The 22,202-nt window shown below is 44.6% G+C and carries 20 protein-coding genes, 1 pseudogene and 1 CRISPR repeat array; of the genes and pseudogenes, 12 read left to right on the plus strand and 9 right to left on the minus strand.

What is annotated here, in order from left to right; genetic code table 11:
* On the minus strand, positions 1-1,692 hold the full coding sequence (locus XZ46_RS08210; RefSeq protein WP_008049568.1) for a DUF3352 domain-containing protein: 1,692 nt from the start codon (positions 1,690-1,692) through the stop codon (positions 1-3).
* Positions 1,693-1,771: 79 nt separating this feature from the next.
* Here XZ46_RS08210 and thyD point away from each other — a divergent pair, with 79 nt between their 5' ends.
* The 4 genes from thyD (at position 1,772) to XZ46_RS08230 (ending at position 4,840) form a co-directional block, all read left to right on the plus strand.
* Positions 1,772-2,692 carry a thylakoid membrane protein ThyD gene (gene thyD / locus XZ46_RS08215; RefSeq protein ID WP_008049569.1) on the plus strand — a complete coding sequence of 307 codons (921 nt, stop codon included), beginning with the start codon at positions 1,772-1,774 and terminating at the stop codon, positions 2,690-2,692.
* Positions 2,692-4,047, plus strand: a complete 1,356-nt coding sequence (locus tag XZ46_RS08220; protein WP_006620515.1) for a GTP-binding protein — start codon at positions 2,692-2,694, stop codon at positions 4,045-4,047. The genes thyD and XZ46_RS08220 overlap by 1 nt, the downstream gene beginning before the upstream one ends.
* Before the next feature lies 1 nt (position 4,048).
* Complete coding sequence (locus tag XZ46_RS08225) at positions 4,049-4,351, plus strand: hypothetical protein (protein ID WP_006620514.1); 303 nt, start codon at positions 4,049-4,051, stop codon at positions 4,349-4,351.
* 219 nt (positions 4,352-4,570) lie between these two features.
* A complete protein-coding gene (locus XZ46_RS08230; protein ID WP_006620513.1) occupies positions 4,571-4,840 on the plus strand; it encodes a hypothetical protein in 270 nt (89 codons plus the stop codon).
* A 9-nt stretch (positions 4,841-4,849) separates the two neighbouring features.
* Here the strand turns inward: XZ46_RS08230 and XZ46_RS08235 are convergent, their stop codons facing one another.
* Positions 4,850-5,809: an MDR/zinc-dependent alcohol dehydrogenase-like family protein gene (locus XZ46_RS08235; protein WP_006620512.1), complete on the minus strand. Its 960-nt coding sequence runs from the start codon at positions 5,807-5,809 to the stop codon at positions 4,850-4,852.
* 143 nt (positions 5,810-5,952) lie between these two features.
* Here XZ46_RS08235 and XZ46_RS08240 point away from each other — a divergent pair, with 143 nt between their 5' ends.
* Positions 5,953-7,059: a sensor histidine kinase gene (locus XZ46_RS08240; protein WP_228116511.1), complete on the plus strand. Its 1,107-nt coding sequence runs from the start codon at positions 5,953-5,955 to the stop codon at positions 7,057-7,059.
* Positions 7,060-7,093: 34 nt separating this feature from the next.
* Here XZ46_RS08240 and XZ46_RS08245 read toward each other — a convergent pair whose 3' ends face one another.
* Entirely contained in the window at positions 7,094-7,753 is a 660-nt protein-coding gene (locus XZ46_RS08245; protein ID WP_008049575.1) for an SDR family oxidoreductase, read from the minus strand.
* Between the two features lie 170 nt (positions 7,754-7,923).
* On the opposite strand from XZ46_RS08245, the gene msrA reads away from it, so the two are divergent.
* Positions 7,924-8,355, plus strand: a complete 432-nt coding sequence (gene msrA, locus XZ46_RS08250; protein WP_006620508.1) for a peptide-methionine (S)-S-oxide reductase MsrA — start codon at positions 7,924-7,926, stop codon at positions 8,353-8,355.
* Positions 8,356-8,405: 50 nt separating this feature from the next.
* Here msrA and XZ46_RS08255 read toward each other — a convergent pair whose 3' ends face one another.
* The 5 genes and pseudogenes from XZ46_RS08255 to XZ46_RS08275 form a co-directional block, all read right to left on the minus strand.
* Positions 8,406-8,915 (minus strand): hypothetical protein, encoded by a 510-nt coding sequence (locus tag XZ46_RS08255; RefSeq protein WP_006669927.1) that lies wholly within the window; start codon positions 8,913-8,915, stop codon positions 8,406-8,408.
* Between the two features lie 396 nt (positions 8,916-9,311).
* The gene (locus XZ46_RS08260) at positions 9,312-10,109 is read right to left on the minus strand and encodes a CAAD domain-containing protein (protein ID WP_008049578.1); all 798 of its coding nucleotides are present in this window, start codon (positions 10,107-10,109) and stop codon (positions 9,312-9,314) included.
* A gap of 21 nt (positions 10,110-10,130) precedes the next feature.
* Positions 10,131-11,573 (minus strand): glutamate--tRNA ligase, encoded by a 1,443-nt coding sequence (gltX, locus tag XZ46_RS08265; protein ID WP_008049579.1) that lies wholly within the window; start codon positions 11,571-11,573, stop codon positions 10,131-10,133.
* A gap of 273 nt (positions 11,574-11,846) precedes the next feature.
* Entirely contained in the window at positions 11,847-12,266 is a 420-nt protein-coding gene (locus tag XZ46_RS08270) for a DUF4359 domain-containing protein (protein ID WP_006620503.1), read from the minus strand.
* A gap of 255 nt (positions 12,267-12,521) precedes the next feature.
* Positions 12,522-13,070, minus strand: a pseudogene (locus tag XZ46_RS08275) (HNH endonuclease); the annotation flags it as partial.
* A gap of 610 nt (positions 13,071-13,680) precedes the next feature.
* Between XZ46_RS08275 and XZ46_RS08285 the strand changes: the two are divergent.
* From XZ46_RS08285 to XZ46_RS08295, 3 genes are all read left to right on the plus strand, one after another.
* Complete coding sequence (locus tag XZ46_RS08285) at positions 13,681-14,931, plus strand: hypothetical protein (protein WP_008049582.1); 1,251 nt, start codon at positions 13,681-13,683, stop codon at positions 14,929-14,931.
* Between the two features lie 80 nt (positions 14,932-15,011).
* The gene (locus tag XZ46_RS08290) at positions 15,012-15,788 is read left to right on the plus strand and encodes a hypothetical protein (protein ID WP_008049583.1); all 777 of its coding nucleotides are present in this window, start codon (positions 15,012-15,014) and stop codon (positions 15,786-15,788) included.
* Positions 15,789-15,848: 60 nt separating this feature from the next.
* Positions 15,849-16,475 (plus strand): pentapeptide repeat-containing protein, encoded by a 627-nt coding sequence (locus tag XZ46_RS08295; protein WP_006620499.1) that lies wholly within the window; start codon positions 15,849-15,851, stop codon positions 16,473-16,475.
* Between the two features lie 267 nt (positions 16,476-16,742).
* Positions 16,743-17,649: a CRISPR direct-repeat array (repeat unit 35 nt; unit sequence GTTTCCATACGTTTAACTTTCAAAGAAGTTTAAAG).
* Positions 17,650-17,852: 203 nt separating this feature from the next.
* Here the strand turns inward: XZ46_RS08295 and cas1 are convergent.
* Entirely contained in the window at positions 17,853-19,844 is a 1,992-nt protein-coding gene (cas1, locus tag XZ46_RS08300) for a CRISPR-associated endonuclease Cas1 (protein WP_228116512.1), read from the minus strand.
* A 197-nt stretch (positions 19,845-20,041) separates the two neighbouring features.
* On the opposite strand from cas1, the gene XZ46_RS08305 reads away from it, so the two are divergent.
* From XZ46_RS08305 to XZ46_RS08315, 3 genes are all read left to right on the plus strand, one after another.
* Positions 20,042-20,938, plus strand: a complete 897-nt coding sequence (locus XZ46_RS08305) for a CRISPR-associated endonuclease Cas1 (RefSeq protein WP_008049586.1) — start codon at positions 20,042-20,044, stop codon at positions 20,936-20,938.
* On the plus strand, positions 20,935-21,249 hold the full coding sequence (cas2, locus tag XZ46_RS08310) for a CRISPR-associated endonuclease Cas2 (RefSeq protein WP_008049587.1): 315 nt from the start codon (positions 20,935-20,937) through the stop codon (positions 21,247-21,249). Before XZ46_RS08305 ends, cas2 begins: the two co-directional genes overlap by 4 nt.
* Positions 21,250-21,905: 656 nt before the next feature.
* On the plus strand, positions 21,906-22,133 hold the full coding sequence (locus XZ46_RS08315) for a hypothetical protein (protein WP_006669917.1): 228 nt from the start codon (positions 21,906-21,908) through the stop codon (positions 22,131-22,133).
* Positions 22,134-22,202 lie beyond the last annotated feature (69 nt).

The raw sequence follows: 22,202 nt of genomic DNA on the forward strand, positions 1-22,202 counted from the left end.
TCAGTATCTTCTAGGTTTTAGGGTCAGAAGTACCTCAATAGCGATATGATCATCGGTTGGTTGAGTGGTACTGATACCAACTCCTTGGACTGAGTTAAGTAGGCTAATGGTTCTCCTTGGTAGGGCGACAGCAGGCGCAGCTAGAAGGTAGCTTGTCGCCCAGGACAGTAGGTTTTCCATATCTAAGTAAACATAACTGTGTAATGGTTCTGGTAAAGATTTGGTAATTTTCTGAAATCGGGTTGTTTCTGTTAGGGATGGATTAGGAACCTGAGTCATGGCTTCAACGACAGGACCACCAAAGGCGACAAATAGGAGATTAGGGGTTAGCCATCCATGTCCGAACAGAGTTCCTTGTTGGGGGTCATTCCATTCGGTTACTTCGATCCCTTCAATGGTTCGCTGTTCGACGTTAACGGGGGGATTACTTTGGGCGATAATCTCATCAAGTTGGTCTAAGGTGTTTTGGGCGATCGCCTGATTACTGGTTTCTAAGACCAATGCGCCGCCTAATCCCAGGGGGGCGAGAATCCCTTTTTCGGAGGCGATCGCCGCCAGGGCGAATTCTCCATCCATCCAACCAAATACTTCCTCATCTGCATCAAGTTCAATAGCGGCCAATCCATACCTTATCTGTTTTACCATGTCTTGAATACTGGGATCAATTTGGCTTTGGTCAACCAATTTTAACCACAGTGCATTAATTCCCTGACTATTCACCATAGCAACAGTTTCTGAGGGAAATCTGGAAAGAATTTGACCTACTTGGGGGGAGGAGTTAACGGGGGTTGGCGATCGCCTCTGCTGCATTATCCCTCTAATCCTAAATCCTGTTGGTTCTACCCCTAAACTCACCATGGCAGATTTAATTGGGGCTAATTTAGATACCCGACTCCAAGATTCCCAAGACGAGTCGGAAAACTCGGATAATTTGTCTAAAAATAGGTTATAGTCTGCCACAAAAATAGTGATTAAGGGCATGGGAACCATGTGGGATTCGGTAGGAAATGGTGCTGCGGACAAGGGATAACTAATATCAGTTGTGGCTTGATTGGCGGTTTCGGCTGCGTTTATACCTTTCCACAATTGGGCTAAGTTAGGTTCTCCAAAACTCGTGTCGATCGCTTTTTGGATGGGTTCGGGACTAGCTGCTACTAACAGGCGATCGCCCACTCTAGCTATATGGTATATTTTACCACTATCCTCCCCATATTCATAAATAGTAATACCCCGGTATTGTGGCGGTTTTCCTGACACACTGACTTCCGCATTTAGCCGACTCATAAACTGGTTAGCCCGCCAATTATTTTTAATAGCTAATATCATGAGTATATCAGCATCTTCCGACTTTTCTGAGGGCAACACACTCACTAAAATTCCCCCTAGCCAAGGTTTAATATCTCGGTCAAAATTTAGGGAAGTTCCGGCTAAACTCTGTTGTTTAATACTTGACAAAAACTGATTTATATGATACCTACTCTGCTGATTACCAAATTGTCTTAAATAATAGAGTGCCGATGGATTAGGGGTAACAAAAACCGCCATGAGTGCATTTTCAGGAACCAATCGAACGCTGTCTTCTGGGCTATAAACCCTTACTCGCAGGGTTCGCAGATAAAGCAACGCCGCCACCGTCCCCGTAAAGGCGATCGCCACAGTAGCCATAATCAGTTTAGACTTTTTTAAGGTCATGTTCAAAGTTGATAGTTGACAGTTGACAGTTGACACTTGGCAGTTAAAAATTATTAATTATTAATTATTAGTTGAGTTCATGAAAGTAGCAATTACAGGAGCCACCGGATTTGTGGGTTCACATCTGGTCCAACAACTCCACTCCCTAGGTTATCAAATTATCGTGCTTACCCGTAACCCGGACAGAGGGCGGCGGGTGTTTCCCGTAGCCAACTACCCCCAACTAGAGATTGTGGGCTATACTCCCACCGAGTCAGGTTCATGGGAAGATGCGATCGCAGGCTGTGATGGTGTAGTCAACCTAGCCGGAGCCCCCATAGCCGATGAACGTTGGACAGAAGCCCGGAAACAGGAACTATACCAAAGTCGAGTTATCCAAACCGAAAAACTTGTCTTGGCTTGCACCAAAGCCACCCCTAAACCTCAAGTTTTAGTCAGTACCTCCGCCATAGGCTACTACGGAACCAGTGAAACAGCCACCTTTGACGAAAGCAGCCCCCCAGGAAACGATTTCCTAGCCAACCTCTGTCAGCAGTGGGAAGCAGCCGCCGCCCCGGTGAAAAACAGTGATATCCGTTTAGTGATCCTACGATTTGGTATTGTACTCGGTATGGGAGGTGCTTTGGGCAAAATGCTCACCCCCTTTAAACTATTTGCCGGGGGACCCCTGGGCAGCGGTAAACAGTGGTTTTCCTGGATTCATATTAGCGATTTAGTTAATCTAATTCGCTTCAGCTTAGAAAATCCCCAAGTTGAGGGGGTTCTTAATGCTACCGCCCCTAACCCGATCCGCATGAACGAACTATGCCAACAAATGGGTCAAATTATGAATCGTCCTTCCTGGTTGCCTGTGCCTAGTTTTGCTCTGGAAATGCTATTAGGAGATGCTGCTATCGTAGTATTAGAAGGCCAACAGGTGTTACCATTACGCCCCCAATCCTACAATTTTCCATATCAATATTCTACGGTGAAACCAGCCCTAGAGGAGATTCTCGCCTAATGTCTCGATCTGACCCATCCACCGCCCATTTCCAACGTGCGCGCAGCAGTTTACAGCAGGCGTTAAAGCGTTATGGTCAAATGCGCCGCCAACCAGACCCACGGGGTAGCCAACTACAAGCTACAGTACAGGAACAGCTTGATACTCTGGCTGCTAATTTGGAAAAACTAGACCAGGGGTTAATTCGGATCGCCGCTTTTGGTTTGGTTAGTCGTGGAAAGTCGGCGGTTTTGAATGCTTTGTTGGGTCAGCGAGTCCTACAAACTGGACCAACTCACGGGGTCACGCAATGGCCGCGGTCTGTGCGCTGGACGGTGAGACCGGAAGAAATACGGGAAGTAGAACCCATTGATGTGGAGTTAATCGATACCCCTGGACTTGATGAAGTCGCGGGCCAGATTCGGGGTGAAATGGCGCGGGAGGTTAGCCGTCAGGCGGATTTGATTCTGTTTGTGGTGTCCGGGGATTTGACCCGCACGGAGTATGAGGCGATCGCAGAGTTAAAACGTACCCAAAAACCTTTGATTATCGTATTTAACAAGATTGACCTTTACCCAGAATCTGAACAGGAGGCGATTTATCGGAATTTGGAAAAGTTGGCCGTGAGGGGTTCGGCTATGGTTCCCTCCTCTATAGAAATTGTCCGGGTCGCTGCTGAACCTACCCCCCTACAGGTGCGGGTAGAATGGCCAAATGGCCGCACTACTCAGGAATGGGAGTCGCCACCGCCTCAAATTCAAGAGTTACAGCGGGCGATCGCTACTATTGTTTATCGGGAAGGGCGATCGCTTTTGGCTTTAAATGCTTTGGTTCAAGCCCGGGAAGCTGACCGGGCGATCGCACGCCAGACTGTTCGTTTACACCGTGCCGAAGCCGAAGATTTAATCTGGAAGTTTACCCAATATAAAGCCATAGCCGTCGCTATCAATCCCGTCGCCTTTTTAGATGTCGCGGGCGCTTTTTTCGCCGATTTGCTGTTAATTCGCGCCTTGGCTAAGTTGTATGGGTTGCCTATTACCAGTTATGAGGCGGGGAAATTATGGCGGCAAATTTTGGCCAGCTCTGGGGCGATTTTATTGGGTGAAATCGGTAGTGGTTTACTCCTAGGAATCGGCAAAACTGGCGCGGTAGGAGTGGCTAATTTTCCCGGCTATGCAGGAGCCGCTATTACTCAAGCTGCGATCGCTGGTTATGGTACTTATGTTGTCGGTCGCGCCGCCCAGGTTTACTTAGAACAGGGTTGCACTTGGGGGGAATATGGTATTGATACCGTCATTCAAGAGATTATTAATCAGTGCGATCGCGAGACGGTAATTTATCGTTTACGACAAGAATTTGATGATTTTATTGGATAGCATGAATATTCTACACTTACAGCCCGAAACTATTGCCACCATTCAACAAATGTCTGAACCGGAAATTAAAGAACTTGAGGCGTTTGTGCAATTCCTCGCCTGGAAAAAATGCCGAGAATCAACAGAACCCTCTTCCCCCCCTGAATATAGCGCCTTAGTGCCTTCGGTTCCGGGGAATATTACCTTAGCTTCAGAATCTCCCCCTACTCTCACTCAAGAAAATTGGCATAAGGCTTTAGAAATGATCACCCAAGAACGTCTCAGTCAACTGCGAACACTACACCATCGCTTGAATTCTCCCTAGAAACCTAGACAATCACTGCGGGCTATGATATAATTCCATGATATGCTATCATATAAACTTCCCATCATACTCCCATGATAGGCTTAGTCAGCTTCGCCTATAAGGGAGTACCAGTGGTTGATTTGAGTTGAGCTAATAACTACTCAAAGCGCGAAACTCTCAGCACTGGTAAACTCACCCTAATTCATTCACAGATTCTTATAGCAGAAGGTATTGACCGTGTTGAGATTTTTACAGTTTCTCATTCAGGCTATTGAACCTTTTTTAGTTCCTATATGCTTTGTCGTCGCTTGGGGGTTGATGTTCCTCACGATTTGGAATGTCGGAGCAGCGATCGCCCAGACCATCAAAAGAGCTAAAATCATGCATCAAATCCCCTGTGCTAACTGTAGCTTTTTTACCGGAGATTATCGCCTTAAATGTCCCGTCCAACCAACTATAGCCCTTTCCGAAAAAGCGATCGACTGTCCCGACTACGAATCCAAATAACGTAGAAGATCAAGACCCTGCTACATCAACCAAAACTTTTAAAGTTCCCCGCTTTTGAGCATGGTTAAAGGCAGCGATCGCATCATCTAAGGAATATTTAGCCTGAATCAAAGGTTCCACATCAACCCGAAATTCTGCCAAGAGTTGCAAAGCCGGAACGAAAGGACCGCAGCGGGAACCTAGCAAAGTAATCTCATCTACCACCAGAGAAGATACATCAATAGTCAAATTTCCCGTATATGTGCTTTTTAAGACCAGAATACCACGCGATCGCAAACTCCGACGGGCGATCGTAAATCCTTCAGGATTGCCAGTACATTCTACCGCCAAATCAAAACTCCTGTCAACTACAGCATCAGCAAATCCCGTTTTAATACCCCTATTTTCTAATAATTGTAACTTGTCGCGATGACGACCTACAGCCAACAAATCACAACCCGTTAAAGCCAAAGTTTGAGCGATTAGTTGTCCTAGTTTGCCATCTCCGACCACTAAAACCCGCCATTCCGGGTGAATAGATAGCTGTTGCTGAATTTCCAGCGCCGCCGCAATGGGTTCCGTGAAAGTCGCCGCGTCCGTAGAAACACTATGGGGAACTAAATGCAAATTTTGCACTGGAAGCGTGAGATAATCAGCGAATGCACCATTACGGTTAACTATACCTAGAACAGTGCGATTTTCGCAGTGGGTGGGTTGTTGAGTCAGGCAAAATCTACATTTCCCACAGGCGGCGTTAATTTCTCCCACCACCCGCCGTCCCAGAAGATTAGGGGGACCTTGTTCCACCACACCGACAAATTCATGGCCCGGAATGCCTTGGTAGGGATAATATCCCCTAAGTAATTCCAGGTCAGTGTTGCAAATCCCGGCTCGCAGGACTCGCACTAATGCCTCTCCTGGACTCGGTGTAGGCGTGGGTATGTCGGTGCGGAGTTCCAGTTGCTGATGTTCCAGCCAAACTGCTTTCATGGTTCTACCTAATCAGTAACGTTTGCTATATTTTAGTCAATCTTTAAATTTACCGACAACCGGGAATTTGTCACCTAGAATAGAAGCACAGTAAATTTTTACTAAAGGGCACCACTCAGGTGGTGAGTTGGTGGGTAGCACTGATGCCGAAAAAGCTCACACAAAATATATTATCAAGGTCTGGTCTGACAATTACTACTCTTGGTCTGATGACAGTTATTTCTTTATTATATGGCTCTGTTTATTTTTTATCGAGTCATAATCTGCTGCCTTTTGTGATTAGCTTTATTTCCGTGTTAGGAGCTGCTGGAATAGCTTGGCATAGTTACCAAAAACAACAAAAGTGGCATCAAGAGAAACAGGATTTAGAGAATCATATTCAAGACCTGCGCGATTCTTGGCATTTACAACAAACTCAGCTAGAAAAAAGTTTGCAGAATTTAACCCAAAAATTCAATAATCTTGAACTGGAAAATATCCGCCTTAACAATACTAATCTCCGCAAAGATGAATTTCTGAGGCAAACATCCCATGAACTGCGAACACCTCTCAATGGCATTATCTGTTCTCTGCAACTGTTACTGGATGAGTTATATGATAACAGTGACGAAGAAACCGAACTGCTGCAACAAGCCTATCAGTCTTCTCTGCATTTAATTAACCTCATTAATCAGGTTTTGGATTTGGCAAAAATTGAAGCGGGGAAAGTCTCAATTGAGTTAAAGCCTATTGATTTGCACGCATCTCTAACCGCTGCTATTTATTTGCAGTTCGGCAATTTTCGCAAGAAAAATCTACAGCTTTACCGACAAGATTTTTTTCAAGGAATTAAAATTAAAGCCGACCCCAACAAATTAAAACAAGTTTTGATTAATGTGATTGGTAATGCCATTAAATTTACAGACCGTGGTAATATTACGATTATTACTCAACTGCGACAGGTGAAATCTAATCCCAGCGACTCCCCAATCACTATGGCAGTTATCACTGTTCAAGATACCGGAATTGGTATTGAGCCGAAAAATCAACACCGACTTTTTGAGGCATTTCAAGTAGAAAATGAGTCTAACACTAATCCTCAAGGAAGTACGGGACTCGGTTTAATGATATCTAAAAATTTGGTGGAAATGATGGGGGGTAGCATTTATTTAAACAGTCCCGGAAGAAACCAAGGAACTACCGTAGAAATTCTGCTACCCCTAGCTGATCAAGAATCGGAAATTGATGATAGTAATATTAAGTATGATTAGCCATTAATATTACCTGATTAAACTACCCTACAGATTACCAGGGAAGTACCTCACCATTAGCGTGCCAAAATGTGCCAGTATTATCTAAGTTGAGTTGAGCAATTCTGGCTAATAGTCCCTGTACTGACTCGGTGGGAGTAATCCCTGTAAAGTTAGTCATGCGGGTTCTGACTAAGCCTGGGTGTAAAATACCTACAGAAATTCCTCGGGGTTTTAAGTCATGGGAGAGAGATTTTCCCGCCATACTTACGGCTACTTTAGACATTCGATAACCATAGGAACTCCCAGAGGTATTGTCACCAATAGAACCCATGCGACTGGTGATTATAGCAATTTTTGAGCCAGACTGGAGGTGAGGGAGTAAAGCCTGAGTGACTCTCAAGGGTCCCAAGGCGTTGACTTCAAACTGTTGGCGGATACTATCAAAATCCAGGTTTTCCAGGGTGTTACGCTTTAAAATACCCGCGTTGTTAATCAGTACATCAATAGTGGTACCTTTTAAATTGGAGGCTAACTTACTGACGGCTTCTGGGGAGGTGAGATCACACCCCGACTCGACTCGCACCCCTAATTGTTCTAATTCGGCGCTAGAATGGCGACAGACTGCAATCACAGTTTCTTGGCGATCGCATAATTGACGACAAAATTCTAAGCCAATTCCTCCGGTAGCACCCGTAACTAAATAAGTTGTCATTAGGATTCAAATTATTAAACTCTCTTATCTTGTTGTAGCGGGTTGGGCGATGTTTTGAGTAGGCGATCGCCAAAATTTTTCAAATTTAGCTACCTGAACACTTATATAATCAGATATATAATCAGATATATAATCAAAATACATAATTCCCATAAACCCTGATCATCAATATGATAGAAACCGCAACCTTTGCAGCCGGATGCTTTTGGGGAGTCGCCGACAAATTTAGTCAGATCAACGGCGTGATAGAAACCGTCACCGGATATATGGGGGGACATTTTCCCCACCCATCTTATTTAGACGTAGCCGCTAGAATTACGGGTCATGCAGAAGTCGTACAGCTTCAATATAATCCTGATGTAGTTTCCTACGAACAACTATTAGAAGTCTTTTGGCAAATTCATGACCCCACCTCCCTAAACCGCCAAGGTCCTGACCGAGGTGAACAATACCGATCAGCAATTTTTTATCATAATTCCCAACAGGAACAAATCGCCAGAAAATCCAAACATCAACTGCAAATATCAGGAACCTATCCGCGACCTATTGTTACCGAAATTAAACCCGCATCCGAATTTTACCCCGGTTCCGGTGGTCCCTAAAATTAGATACTATATCGCCAATCAATCCACTGCGTCAATGGTCATCATGATCAATTCTCAGAAGACCTCCTAGCAGTAATTTCAATTATATATGGGTGATAGCTATTAGGTTCATAGGAACCCACCCAAATTTCATACCTACCAGATAACCACTGACCGATAATTCCTGGGTTCATACCAATTAAGTCATCATTACACCAACTCCCCCCCGGTCCCCTAACCACAATTACCGTGTCTTCATTGCTTTGAACCGTCAGACTCAGATGGTTAAAAAACTCAGTTAAAACCAGGGTATGGTCTGGCTTTTGATCCACATAACCGATACAGGGACCCGTTGGCGTTTCCTCTCTACCCGCAATATCTTGACTCCTCACCGGACCCCCACTCAGTCCCCTAAGAATCATTGGATCTGGTTCAAAATTCGGTGATAGCGTCACGTTTTCAAACATTACGGTTGGGTTAGAACCCTGAGAATAAGCCACCCCTGAACTATTGACAAATAACCCAACAACTGCCACGATTGAGCTAAATATTATGCTTTTGGTTGGCTCAATTTCCATCAGTCTGTCTCCTTATATCACACAATTTGAGATAACTATATTATAGTTATAATTAGCTTTTAATTATCCGGCTATCATCCCCATGGCCCTGGGGAAGGTCTGGTAGCGCTATTTGAGACTTACAGAATCATGAATAATAGCTGATTAATAGCTATCCCGATTACAACAATCCCCTGTCTTATGTTGAAGACAGGGGAATCATAATATACGGAAGTTACCTAACTTCTAGTTGTATCAAGTCCGTTTTAGCTAGGTGTTATTGACTGATTAAACGGACTTGATATTTACCATGTTTGACGTTGTGTAATTAGAGCGGCAATTAACATTTTTACCAGTAAATAAATGCCAATATTTTTTAGCAATAATTATCCTGATAAATAGTCACTCTAAACAGTATTAATTTTCCCCAAACACATCTTTCTTAAACTCGCGCCACTTATTAACCAGTTCTTCCCGAGTTTCGCTCCGCAGTAAATAGCGATAGACAAACCATCCAGAGAATCCAATTCCCACGATTTCTAAACTGGGTTTAACTAGGGGGATTTGATTAATAATATCAATCACCCCAACTAACACCCGCAGGGTTACAAACAACACAATAATCAGAATTACAGTTGTTAGCGGACGGTAGTATTCACTGAAAAACTTACTAAAGTTTTCTGGTAAATTCGAGAAAAAGTCCAGGACTTTTTCTTTAATCGCTGTTACATCTACTTCCGGCATATCTACACCCCCCTCAAGTGTGGGTTCGGTAGTTATAGCAGCAGGTTGAGCAGCGGCTACAGGTTCCGGTTTTGGTTCCGGTTTTGGTTCCGGTTTTGGTTCCGGTTTCGGTTCTGGGGGTTTAGCAGCCACAGGTTCTGGTTTCGGTTCGGCTTTGGGTTCTGGTTTTGGTTCTGGGGGTTTAGCAGCCACAGGTTCTGGTTTCGGTTCGGCTTTGGGTTCTGGTTTTGGTTCTGGTTTTGGTTCTGGGGGTTTAGCAGCCACAGGTTCTGGTTTGGGTTCTGGTTTGGGTTCTGGTTTGGGTTCTGGTTTGGGTTCTGGGGTTTTAGCAGCAGGTTTAGCCTCAACCACAGGTTCGTGATCTTTGGGAGTAGAGGATTTAGCTGGAGTAGTATCTGCTTTAGTAGCAGACTTTTTATCCTCAATGGGAGTTTTATCGTCTTGTGGTTTGGATTTAGAGCTATCCGCCATAGCATTCAGCCTCAATAACAATTAACGATCTAATATGTTTTGCAAGCGAGTTAGATCAGTTCCTCGCTGATGAAGAAGCAGCCAGGACTCAACTAAATCCGGGCCATGAACAGCCCCAGTGAGAGCTGCTCTGAGCGATCGCATGATCAGCCCTTTTTTAAGTTTCGTCTCTTTGGTAACAGCTTTGATCATATCCTTGACGGTATCTGCTGTCAGTGTAGGCTCAGATTCGAGTTTATCCTTGATAGCTGCCAAGACGGTTTGGGCTCCCTCTTGTTGCAACTGCTGCTGGGCTTCTTCATCTAAACTGACACTGGAGGGAAAGAACATCGCGGCCATATCTACTGCATCTTTGAGACGGGTAAGACTAGGACCAATGAGGGTTGTTAACTGTTCCAACCAAAGGCGATCGCTCTGTGGGTCGAAGTCATAACCCGCCTCTTTCCAATAGGGAATCAACATATCTGTTAATTCCGACACTGGCAGATTATGGATATACTGACCATTCAACCAATCGAGCTTATCCCAGTCAAATTTTGCCCCCGCCTTATTGACCCTATCAAAACCAAAGTTTTTCGCCGCCTGTTCTAGGGTAAAGATTTCCTGAGTAGAATCAGTGGGAGTCCAACCCAATAGTGTCATATAATTAGCCAAAGCGGGGGCTGTGTAACCCAAATTTTGGAAATCTGAGATAGAAGTCACCCCGTCCCGCTTAGATAGTTTACGGCCATCAGGATTCAAAATCAAAGGAGTGTGGGCGAATTCTGGAACCGTTCCCCCCAAGGCTTCGTAGAGTAGTATCTGTTTGGCAGTATTAGCGATATGGTCTTCACCGCGAATTACATGGGTGATCTGCATATCAATATCATCGACCACCACCGCCAAATTATAGAGAGGCTGACCGATCGCATTGCTACTCGAAGCCCTAGCAATGACCATATCTCCCCCCAAGTCGGAGCCTTTCCAGACTACCGAACCCCTGACCAAATCATTCCATCTAATTTCTCGGTTGTCGTCTATTTTAAAGCGAATCACGGCACTGCGGCCTTCAGCTTCCAAAGCCGCCCTTTGTGCTGCGGTTAGGTCGCGGTGGCGGTTATCATAGCGAGGAGCTTGATTTTTAGCTTTTTGAGCCGATCGCATTTCCTCAAGTTCTTCCGGAGTACAATAGCAACGGTAAGCCAAACCCGCATCTAGGAGTTTACAGATAGCTTCCCGGTACAAGTCCAGGCGCTCCGACTGAAAAAACGGCCCTTTATCCCAATTTAGACCCAACCAGGTTAGTCCATCTAAAATATTTTGGGTAAATTCAGGACGCGATCGCTCTTGATCTGTATCTTCAATGCGTAGTATAAACTCACCGCCCTGATTTCGGGCGAAAAGCCAGTTAAATACAGCGGTTCTGGCTGTACCAATGTGTAGATTACCTGTAGGGCTAGGAGCCAAACGAACTCTGACAGTCATAATTTCTGGGTTGCCTTTGTATCTTGATCGCGCCAACGGCTGGCTAATTGTCAATGTTGGCTTTTGTCCACTCAACAAACCACAATCGCCATCTCAACATTGTATCTTTTTTTGTAACTGTCCATACCACCGAAAGCGATCGCAAACCCATTCTACCCTCAACCAACATTGGCTGAGGGTCCAGCAGTCTTGTCCTGTTTCCGGGGGCTGACCTAGCACCCGGCCTTATGGGAGGGCGCTTTTTCGCTCAGAATACAATTGGGCTGCTTCCGATTATTCTACGGAATTTTCCGGCAGTTTTTCCGCTGAAAATGTGATAAAATTACCAAACAGAGCCAGAGTTCTATAGCGATTATTCAACAATTCCGAGGTATAAATGCTAAAAATCATCGCATTTTTTCGGTGAGTAGAATTGTCAATAAAAGCCCTAATTGTACCACGTTGAGAAGTTACCAAAGTATTGCAGGTGTCTACAATAATATTAGAAAAACCTCGGAGAATAGCCGGAACTTCCGCCTCATTACATAGGTTGTTTTTCGCTTCTTGGGATAACTTCACCGAGGCATATTCGAGATAGTCTTGGCGACTGGGGTTAGTTAAAGCCATTGTTCCCGCCAAAATGGCCAGAAAGATAGCCATTTTACTGATATGCCCACCAGCATGGCTTGATTCCATCCGATTAACTTTCATCATTTTAAATAATCACCTCTAACAGCATTTTATCGAGAAAAATAGATCATCATACTAGGTTAAGTTCCATTAACCCGGACTAGGGCTGATCAGAGTTAAAATTGTTAGACAAACAAGTAGGGATCGAGAGAGATGTTACCATCTCCCCCTCCCATTCAAAACCGTACTTGAGACTTTCACCTCATACGGCTCTAGTGGTGCTTCCACATCCAGATAATTGGCATAGACACGAAAAACTTCCTGATGTGACGCACGCGCAGACTGCTCCATTGTTAAGAATGCAGCGTTGACGTTGTCAAGTGCCGTCTTATCATCGCGGGTGTGGCGGTGCAATAGTTGAAGATTCTTGTATTCATCCTTTCCGCCGTGGCTTCGAGGTACAATGTGGTCTACTTCAACTAAATCTGATGGGGTAAAGTATTGCCCACACCAGGCGCATAGGCATTTTTGCTTTTTGAGTAGTTTTGCTACCCTGTTTGGCATATCAATTGCTTGACTTTTTCTGGTTGCCCAGTAAGTCCAGTTTCCGTCATAAAGTGTTGCTTCAGGGCGTATCAGGGTATGTCTGACAATCGGAGTGTAGCTATGCTTCCATAGTCTATGTCCATCCTTGGTACAGAATAACCAAGTTTCATGCCTTTCTCTACCATCGCTGAGTTTAACCGTTTCCGGTCTACAATAGTTACTCAGTTCTTTACGATTTGCCTTTCCGCATCTTGAGACTGTCCATGCCCGTAACATTTGCCAGATTATATGGTCTAACTTATTGAAGGTCTCAGATGAGACGACCCCTGAATAGTAATTTGAGTTATGGTCGAACAGGAAGTCACCTTCCCGAACTCCACTTCAAAACCGTGCTTGCGAGTTTCCCAGCACACGGCTCCTGATATGGACACCCTTTTTCGTAGGAACAGAGTTACTACCCCCTGCTTTCGTACTTCGACTTTTGGAGCTGTATACAACCACGTAGTCTTTAAACTCGCTCTCGTCATAATACTCTTAATCGCCGCAGTATCTATGTCCATACCGTGACTAGTGGGCATATCCTAACCATTACAGTTAGGCATTGGCTTTCAGTCATATCCTACTCCCTCCAAGGGGTAGGGGTCGAAAGGGAAGTCACCCTCCCCAACTCCCATTCAAAACCGTACTTGAGACTTTCACCTCATACGGCTCCTGATGTGGACACCCCTTTGTCATGGGAACAGGGTTACGCCCCCCTGCTTTGTATATAACCTTGAGAAAAAAATAGAATAGACCTGTTGACAAAGCCCCAAATTGTGTTAAAGTGAAGATAAGTTCATAAGGACAACCGAATAACTGGTTAAACCTGTAAGTTTTGGCACTTTCTTTTTAGCCCGGACTTGAGTTCAAACCGAACTCAGCCCGGGGCTGCAAAAGCCAACAGGAAAAACCAATGAACTACCGCAATTCTGACCTTCCGAAAGCAAATCGGCAGACTTCCAGCCCCAAAAAACCAACAGTAGAAGACTTGATCCTGTACATTCAGGAAAGCGGCAAGTATGCTGAGTTAGTAGAGAAGGCGAAAAACCCTAGCCCAAGCCAGAAGAAGCCTAAAAAACTCCGAAAGCTGATTAAGCCACTCCAGGGATTAGTCATTGCTAACCCCAAAGACTTTCGGGGTCGGGCTATTGTCTCCAATAACTTAGAAAAAGATAGCGAACGCACGGCTTGTTTAGTGACCATTAGCGGTGGGATTAATGGGGCAACTAGCTTTCCACTGCTGTACTATGCTTTCAGAGACTTAGGTGTTCTAGGAGTTCCGGTCACGCTACTGGTCAATGGTTTGCTTCTCAAATACACGAACGGTGCAGCTACCGCCGTTTCTGCTCGAAAACCCTATGGTCGTTCTTGGTCAAATTGGGCGATCGCAGGCATGATATCCATTAATACAATTCTATCACTAATCGCCGCAGTGGGAACCGAACTCTTACTCAACCCATCCGGTTTAACTCAACTCAAAGCCCAAGAATTATCCGCAGAAACAATCAACCAGAAAATCAACCAGGTAGAAAGCCTCAAACAACTAGACAGCCCTCAATACAAAGACGCTTTAACCCGATGCGAACAAGGGGACAAAGAACTCAACCAAATGCTTAAAGACCACCCCCGCAGACAATCCCTATTCGTGCAACTGCACGGAACCTGGGAACAACAGAACACCAACTGGGCAACAGTACCCCTGGAAGAATTACCCCTCTGTCCGAAAGCTTCTCGACTCGGTCAACAAGCTCACCAAAACTATGAAACCGCCAAACAGGAACTGGAAGAAAGCCTCGCTCTCCGGGTGAAGATGGGGAACGACTTGGCATTCCTCCAACAACACAAGCCCCAAGTCTACCAGGAACATTTTACCCCCGACGGTGAACTCCGCTCCGGTATCGAAGCCACTCGGCTGGCTATCATCAACTTTCGCAGCAAATTAATTCAGGGAGATTGGTCTAGCTTAGGCTTTCACCTGTTCTCCCTGTTAGTCTCCATCATCACCAGTGGGCCCGCTTGCGGGATGACTATCGCCCTCAGTCTTCGCAAAGATACTCGCCAATCCTTTAGTGAAACGGTTGAACTGCAACGAAACATCTGGCTAGAAAGCCGACGCCAAGAACTACGAGAACTGATGAACTCAGAAGCAGAATTCAACGATTAAACCCCTGGCATTCAAGGCGTTTTTCCCTAACCTCTGTCCCTCAATTCACCTCACTTCAAAAAATAGCTGGAGATTTAACCATGAACAGACAAGACTCCATTTCCTCCAACGGTTCCTCGCAGTTCAACACCAATAAAGTATCCCCCTTACATTCCGTTTCAGTTCTGGCCGAAAATCCTCAAAATTCCTCCTATAAAATGCGGCTACTCAGCTTATGGATAGATGAAATGAAAAAAACCGGAAGAATTGATTACCCAGAATTAGTTCAATACCTCAATCAAGTCTACGAGGTCGAAAATACACCAGATGGACAGTTATTAATGCCCCAACATTGTGAGGGTTTAGTCGAGAATTTAAAAGCAGCACAAGCTGATATTCGCCAATCCGCTCAAATCATTCAGTTAACGCTCAATCAGTTGAATGATGGGATGAATCATGAGAGTTTAACCCCAGACAAACAACAAGAATTAAGAGGGCAGATTCGGGAAAAAACCCAGCAATTTCTACAAGGAGTAGAATACCTAATCGATATTACTCAATACTATGTCTATGAACCTTCATCGTTTTGGCTGAAATGGATACGCCGCACAGAAGATAGTCAAGCAGAAACCCTTCGCAAATGGATAAATGATCTTAATTATATCCGCCAGTACATCGCTCAACAACTCCAAATCGGACGACTGGAATTTCCAGACCATCATCTCAACAGCCCAAATCTCCGAAGACTCCACAAATACTTGGAAAATGCACCAGGTTTAGGGGATTTGTTAGGGAACTTTGTTCAACAGGCTTTGCAGCATAAAATCGCCGGGGGAACTCGGTTTCAAATGCCTAAGCCCTTTCACAAAGACTCGTAAATAATCAGACAATTTCAGTAAAAATCAATTCTAAACAGACTCAAAAAGGAGGATAAAACCATGACTCAATCGCCAAAATTCGTAAATAACGGTGAAGCCATTTCCACTCAAAAGTTTAAAGCAGAATATGCGGAAGGGCGGCGAGATTTCAGTTATACCAACTTGACCCAAATTAACTTGCAGGGGATGAGTTTGTGTGAAATAGACTTGCATTGTGCTGTACTTTACAAAGCTAACTTAGAGGGAGTTAACCTTTTTAAAGCTAATTTGACGGGAGCGAATTGTGCGAATGCTAACTTGAGTTGCGCCAATTTAAGTTTAACCTGTCTTGAAAATGCGAACTTTGCGGGGGGGCGGCTGTCTCAGGCAGATTTGCACGGAGCCAGCGCTTTGGGATGCAATTTCTACAAGGCAGATTTGCTGGGTGCGAACTTGAGTCAAGCTGATTTAGAACGGGCGAATTTAAGTTATGCTAATCTCAGGGATGCGGATTTGAGTTGGGCGAATCTCAGTGGTACAAATTTAGCACAGACGAACTTACAAAATACCAATTTGAGTTGGGCAGATTTGGATATTGCTAACCCGGAACACGCTCAGTTCAAGTTCACGACTCTAACAGGAGTTCGTCTGCCCTGGGGAGTCTATATTGTTAGTCATAAAAAGGCGAGAAAGGAAGAACATTATTAACTTTTCAATCGGTAAAAGCTCAAATTGAAAAACATGACTTTTTACAAAAGCTGGTTCCTCAAGCTGAATATTAAGTGGTTTACAACCCATTTTAAAATAGCAGCACTTTGACTTCTAAGCCGGTATCAAGTATGGAAAGAAACTGAATTTATTTTAATAATATACCCTCTACTTGGGGGGTATTTTTTTTAGTTATTTGCTCTATAGGTTGAATTTTCAAATCAGCAAAAAAATTAGGCCTCATCCTTTTAGGGGGAGGTTGGTGGGGGTTCCATAGGTTGAACTTTCAAAGAAGTTGAAAATATATTTCTCCCCAAAGTTGGGGGGCTAGGGGGGCAGCTAATTTAAGTTTCCATACGTTTAACTTTCAAAGAAGTTTAAAGACGGAACTCTGCTTCCGTTAGAGGTCTATATAGTACCGTCCAAACTCGTTTCCATACGTTTAACTTTCAAAGAAGTTTAAAGGGGGTTGAGGACATCTGCCGGCAAGAATCGGAAACGTTTCCATACGTTTAACTTTCAAAGAAGTTTAAAGCCGTTAGAGGTCTATATAGTACCAGTACCGTCCAAACTGTTTCCATACGTTTAACTTTCAAAGAAGTTTAAAGTGGACATGGCACACCTGGCGCTGGCACACCAAGGTCTGTTTCCATACGTTTAACTTTCAAAGAAGTTTAAAGACTGGAACAATTGGGTAACACACAAGAATGTAAAAAGTTTCCATACGTTTAACTTTCAAAGAAGTTTAAAGCTTATCCTCAACCAGGGGATAATAGAAGAAAAGCATTCCATACGTTTAACTTTCAAAGAAGTTTAAAGAGCTTCGCTTGGATGCCAACCAAATACCTCTTCTGTTTCCATACGTTTAACTTTCAAAGAAGTTTAAAGCAAAATGGTAATCCCACACATCTGTTGGGACCTTCTTGTTTCCATACGTTTAACTTTCAAAGAAGTTTAAAGTTGAACCATATAGCATGGAATCTAATGTTGTTAGTTGTCGTTTCCATACGTTTAACTTTCAAAGAAGTTTAAAGAAGGCCAGACCCTGAGCCTGGGCCGTTACCTCCAAGTTTCCATACGTTTAACTTTCAAAGAAGTTTAAAGGGTTAACTCCGATCAGGATCCTACATCAATTGATCGTTTCCATACGTTTAACTTTCAAAGAAGTTTAAAGAGTGCCGAGTTGAAACCCTTGCTATTACTGGAGTGTAACATTCCATTTCCGGGGGGGTCAAGCAAGCACCAAAATAATTGAGACATATTTGCAATAAAATACTCTCCAGAATCCCTCAAACTCAGAGAGAGAAGGCTTTCCGGGGGGGGTTAACGAAACAATGCAGGTTTGAGCAGTTGTCGAACCCCTCCGGAAACTCTAGTTTACCACTTTTCCAGTTTCATAGGCCGATAAACTTCCCGCTCTCCTATCAAGCAAGAAATATACTCCCAAACCTGCAACTCCAAACACCGATAGTAGCTAACCTTGTAACCCGTATGAGGATGAGTCGTTTTCAAGGAAAGCTTATCCTGCCAATGCTTCAGATATTTTTTGAGAGCATCGGAATAAAGATAAACCCCACCTCGTTCGTCACTTGGGGTAAAATCTTCCGGGGTAAAAATTCCCGAATTTACCAGATAGATAACGAGCGAATCCACCACCGGGGCGCGAAACTCCTCAATCAAATCTGACACCAACGCCGGATGGTTGCTACGAGGAACATGAAGATTGCCGTAATGGGGATGTAAACCCACCGCCAGAATTAACGAGTGAATATTTTGATGGAGTAAAGTATAACCCAGACTCAACAAACTATTCACTGGATCAGTTGGAGGGCGACGAGTACGGTGTTCAAAGGTGAACGGAGGTTGTACCAATGCCCCCAAAGCCTGAAAATAGATGCGAGTTCCGAAGCCTTCGTAACCCAATAGAGATTCGAGCAACTCCACCTCAGCAATTTTCTCTTGCCAGACTCCCAATTCTTCAATCGCCTCAATCACTTGAGAAATTTGGCGATCGCGGTTGAGACGACGCAGTAAAATCCGACAGTTGTGCAGTTTTCCGGCAACAATCACTTTAGCCTGACGCAGCACAAAGGTTTCATCTTCAGCACAATGGACTTGTCGGCTGAGGTAGTCTACCCGTGTCATCCCATCGGTTTGCAAGCGACCAAAGTAACGACCCTGATAAGACAAGAACAAAATGGGAATGCGACGACGCAAAGCCAAACCAATCGCACCGTGCGACAAATTACAACAGCCAAAGAGGATAATATAGTCTACGACATTGACGGGAATAGACACTTTCAGATCATTGCCGAGCAAGACCTGAAATTGCTGATGTTTCACCTTGACATAAGCACCCTGATCCGTGACATAAAGTGTTGTCATACCTTCCCTCCAAGAATCCAGAAAATTTCGAGTTGATAAAGACTTGCGGGTTGGGGTAACAATCGAGCAACCAATGGGAGGACGAGACGCTACAGAAACCGCTTTCTTGTTGTGATTTCGTCGGGGTTGCTTGTACTCTGGGGTAATAATTTCTCCAGCTTGAAAGCCATAACCAAGAAAGACAAACTCCTCACCCGGGGCAAAAATGTGAGTTTTCTCTGGTTGCAGGGTTAGATAAATATCTGATAGCCAATCTTCGATTAAATTCAAAAAGCGTGTTGCTTCTAATAGGCTTCTCGCGACCATGACAAAATCATCTCCATAACGGGTAAGAGAGGCACCCGCATTTAAACAGCGTCGGTCAAATTCACTCAAATACAAATTCGCCAAAGCGCCCGACAAAATGCCACCTTGTAAAACCCCACGACCTGACAGGATAGGCATTCCCCCGACAACAATACCCGCCTCCAACTGCCCTTTGATATAACGCACCACCGTTTGATCGACTGACAGTTCCTCCAACTGAGACAGCAGCAATGTTCGACAAAGGCTATCAAAAAACTGTGAAATATCCGCTTTGACTGTCCATGTTTGGGAGGAATACACCTCGGCAACCCGTTCGATCGCGTGTTTCACTCCGACTCCTGGACGGTAAGCAAAAGAGCAGTCTTGAAACGTTTCTTCTAAGGCTGGATAAAGCGATCGCAACAGCAAGCGTTGGACAATGCGATCGCGTACAGTTGGAATTCCAATAAGCCGATGACCACCACTTTTTTTCGCCCGATAAAACCCCAAAGCGGGTAAAGGATGATAGATATCTTGCTGAAGCTGGTGGGCGAGTCGTTTGAGTTCTTCGTCTAGAAAATGAGCAAATAATTCGACAGAGATCCCATCAATCCCGGCTGTTTTGCTGCGAGTGCGGACTTGATACCATGCAGCCAACAAAGCATCTCCCATTGGAAGTTGAGAATCGAAAAAAACCACATTCTTTGAGTTGAACAACAACAGTATCCAGTTAATCAAACGGATTTTTGTGTTCGCACTTGAGTTGTTTTTTTACAACTTCTATCGGAACGCCTATCCCAACACAGAAAAATCTTCTGAATTTTTGTTAAATCTCAGGTTCGATCGCCAAATCGGTTTCGGTTCAATACAGTCATGGAACTTCGGAGAAAGCCAACATGACTGCGATTTACCTCACCGAACCGCAATCCTATTTGGAAGCGGATCTGCGAGACTTTGCGATCGTTTACAATGATCGGATTCAATCTCGCCACTCCATCGACACCACCCAACAGATCATCGCTTTTGAAGGCTGTACGCTGGGGCGGAGTGCGATCGCGGCGATCTATCGTTACCGCATCCGGCTCAGTTTTATCGGCGATAACGGTCATATCACCGCTCAAATTACCCCCCAGGAAACACCGTTCTATACAGCCTTGCAACAAGAGCGCAATAGCGATCGCAACTTCCGCATCGCTTTCATTCATTCACTTTTACGGGGACGGTGGTACAACGCCACTAAAGTTCTACAAAGCTTAGGATACTCTGGCATTCGAGAATGTCTCGAACAGCAACTTGAGGTTCTGCCCGGTTTGAATAGTTGGCTTGCCTTACAAACCTGGCAAGTTCAAGTGTTCCAGGGTTATCAAAAAGCCCTTCGCTCTGTTCTGGTTTCTGTCAAAGATTTTGAGCCAACTTTAGAACTGGCTTATGCTTTGCTGTCCCGTGAACTGTATGTTTTACTGCTATCGTCGGGCTGTTGTGCGGAAGTTGGAACACTGCACCTTCACTGTCAGAACCATTTGCCTTTACCCTGTGACTTGATGGAACCGTTTCGCCCGGTTGTGGAAGCGTGGGTTTTTGAAAAAGCGCCCAAGTTTAGCGATCGCGGAGGGTTGAGTCAGTCCCATCGTGCCACCTTTGTTCAAAACTGGGAATCTTTGATGGCAACCCAGATTTTTCATGCTTATGCAGGTCAAGTGAGTTTGCGGAGTGCGTTAGCGTGGCAAGTCGAGGAATATGTTCGCGCTATTACTGAAACTCTTGAATACCGTCCTTTCTTGTTAAAATCGTGACTTTTTACCTCATTTGCTACGACATCGTTGAGGATCGCCGCCGGACTAAAGTCTCGTCTCTGTTGGAGGCTTACGGCATCAGGGTTCAAAAATCAGTTTTTGAGGCTGTTCTTACCCCTCCACAATTCAAAAAGTTGGAGCAACGGTTAAAAAAACTCATCAACTCTGACTGCGATCAATTGCGCTTTTATCCTCTTTCGGCCAAGTGTCGGACTCAGGTGATTATTCTGGGTATTCAACCTAACTTTGCTGTTGACGATGCAGCTATCTTTAATGTCGTGATCCGACTCCCGTCACAATCAAAGATTTGACGGAGAGATGAATCACGACCAAGACAAAACCGACCAAAAGGAGACATTAAAGAGAGCCTCAAGGTGGTAAAATCATGGTGGCAATGCGCCCAGATGCGCCTAGTGAGCCAGGATTGGTTCTTCTCGCCAGATAACTCGTATCACCAAAAAAAAATACCTGATAGCAGGGGGGTCGAATGTTGTGAGCCAGCGCGTTGGGAGGGTTTCCCGACTTGAAGCGACTGGCGAACCCGTAAGGGTGAATGAGATGACGATAAATATAAATGAGTATTTTGTAGCCTGCTGCCGGGCAGTCAGTGGGTGTAAAACAGATGCTTGTGGAGGGGAATCTGGACGGGGTTTTAGGACTTATATGACCTAGAACTAGACAAACCCGATGAAGCAAGAATCTCCCACTACAACGCAAAGCCTTTAGTGGTGAGAGTGTCAATGTTAAGCGATGGTTTGCACGGGGTAAACGTTACCGTCGTCCAACTCCCACTGACCTGCGACATTTGGCGCTGATGGATTTGCTTTGGGAACGATGGGACGAGCTACCGACCGAATTCAAGGAGCGGTTCAACTGCACAAACAGTTAACTTTGTCAAGGGTAGCCTGCCCTGTTTTGTGCAAATTCTTGGGCTTATCGTGGGGTCAAAGCGTAAGGAGAACGAGCAATGACAGCTTTTGAGAGATTGCATCCCTGGTGTTTGGTGCGATCGCCAAACGCCTCAGAACGAGAATCTGTTACTAATAATCAGTGTTTGGTTGTGGGTCGTTTTCGTTCACAAAATGATGCAGTTAATCATCAGCGCATTTTACAAAAGCTTGTTCCTCAAGCTGAATATCAAGTGGTTTACCACCCATTTGAGAACAGCAACGCTTTGACTTCTAAGCAAGTCTAACGTATGGAAAGAAACTGAATTTAGTTCTAACAATATACCCTCAAATTTGGGGGTATTTTTTTAAAGTTA

Origin of the sequence: Limnospira indica PCC 8005, assembly GCF_000973065.1 — a bacterium.
GTDB lineage: Bacteria > Cyanobacteriota > Cyanobacteriia > Cyanobacteriales > Microcoleaceae > Limnospira > Limnospira fusiformis.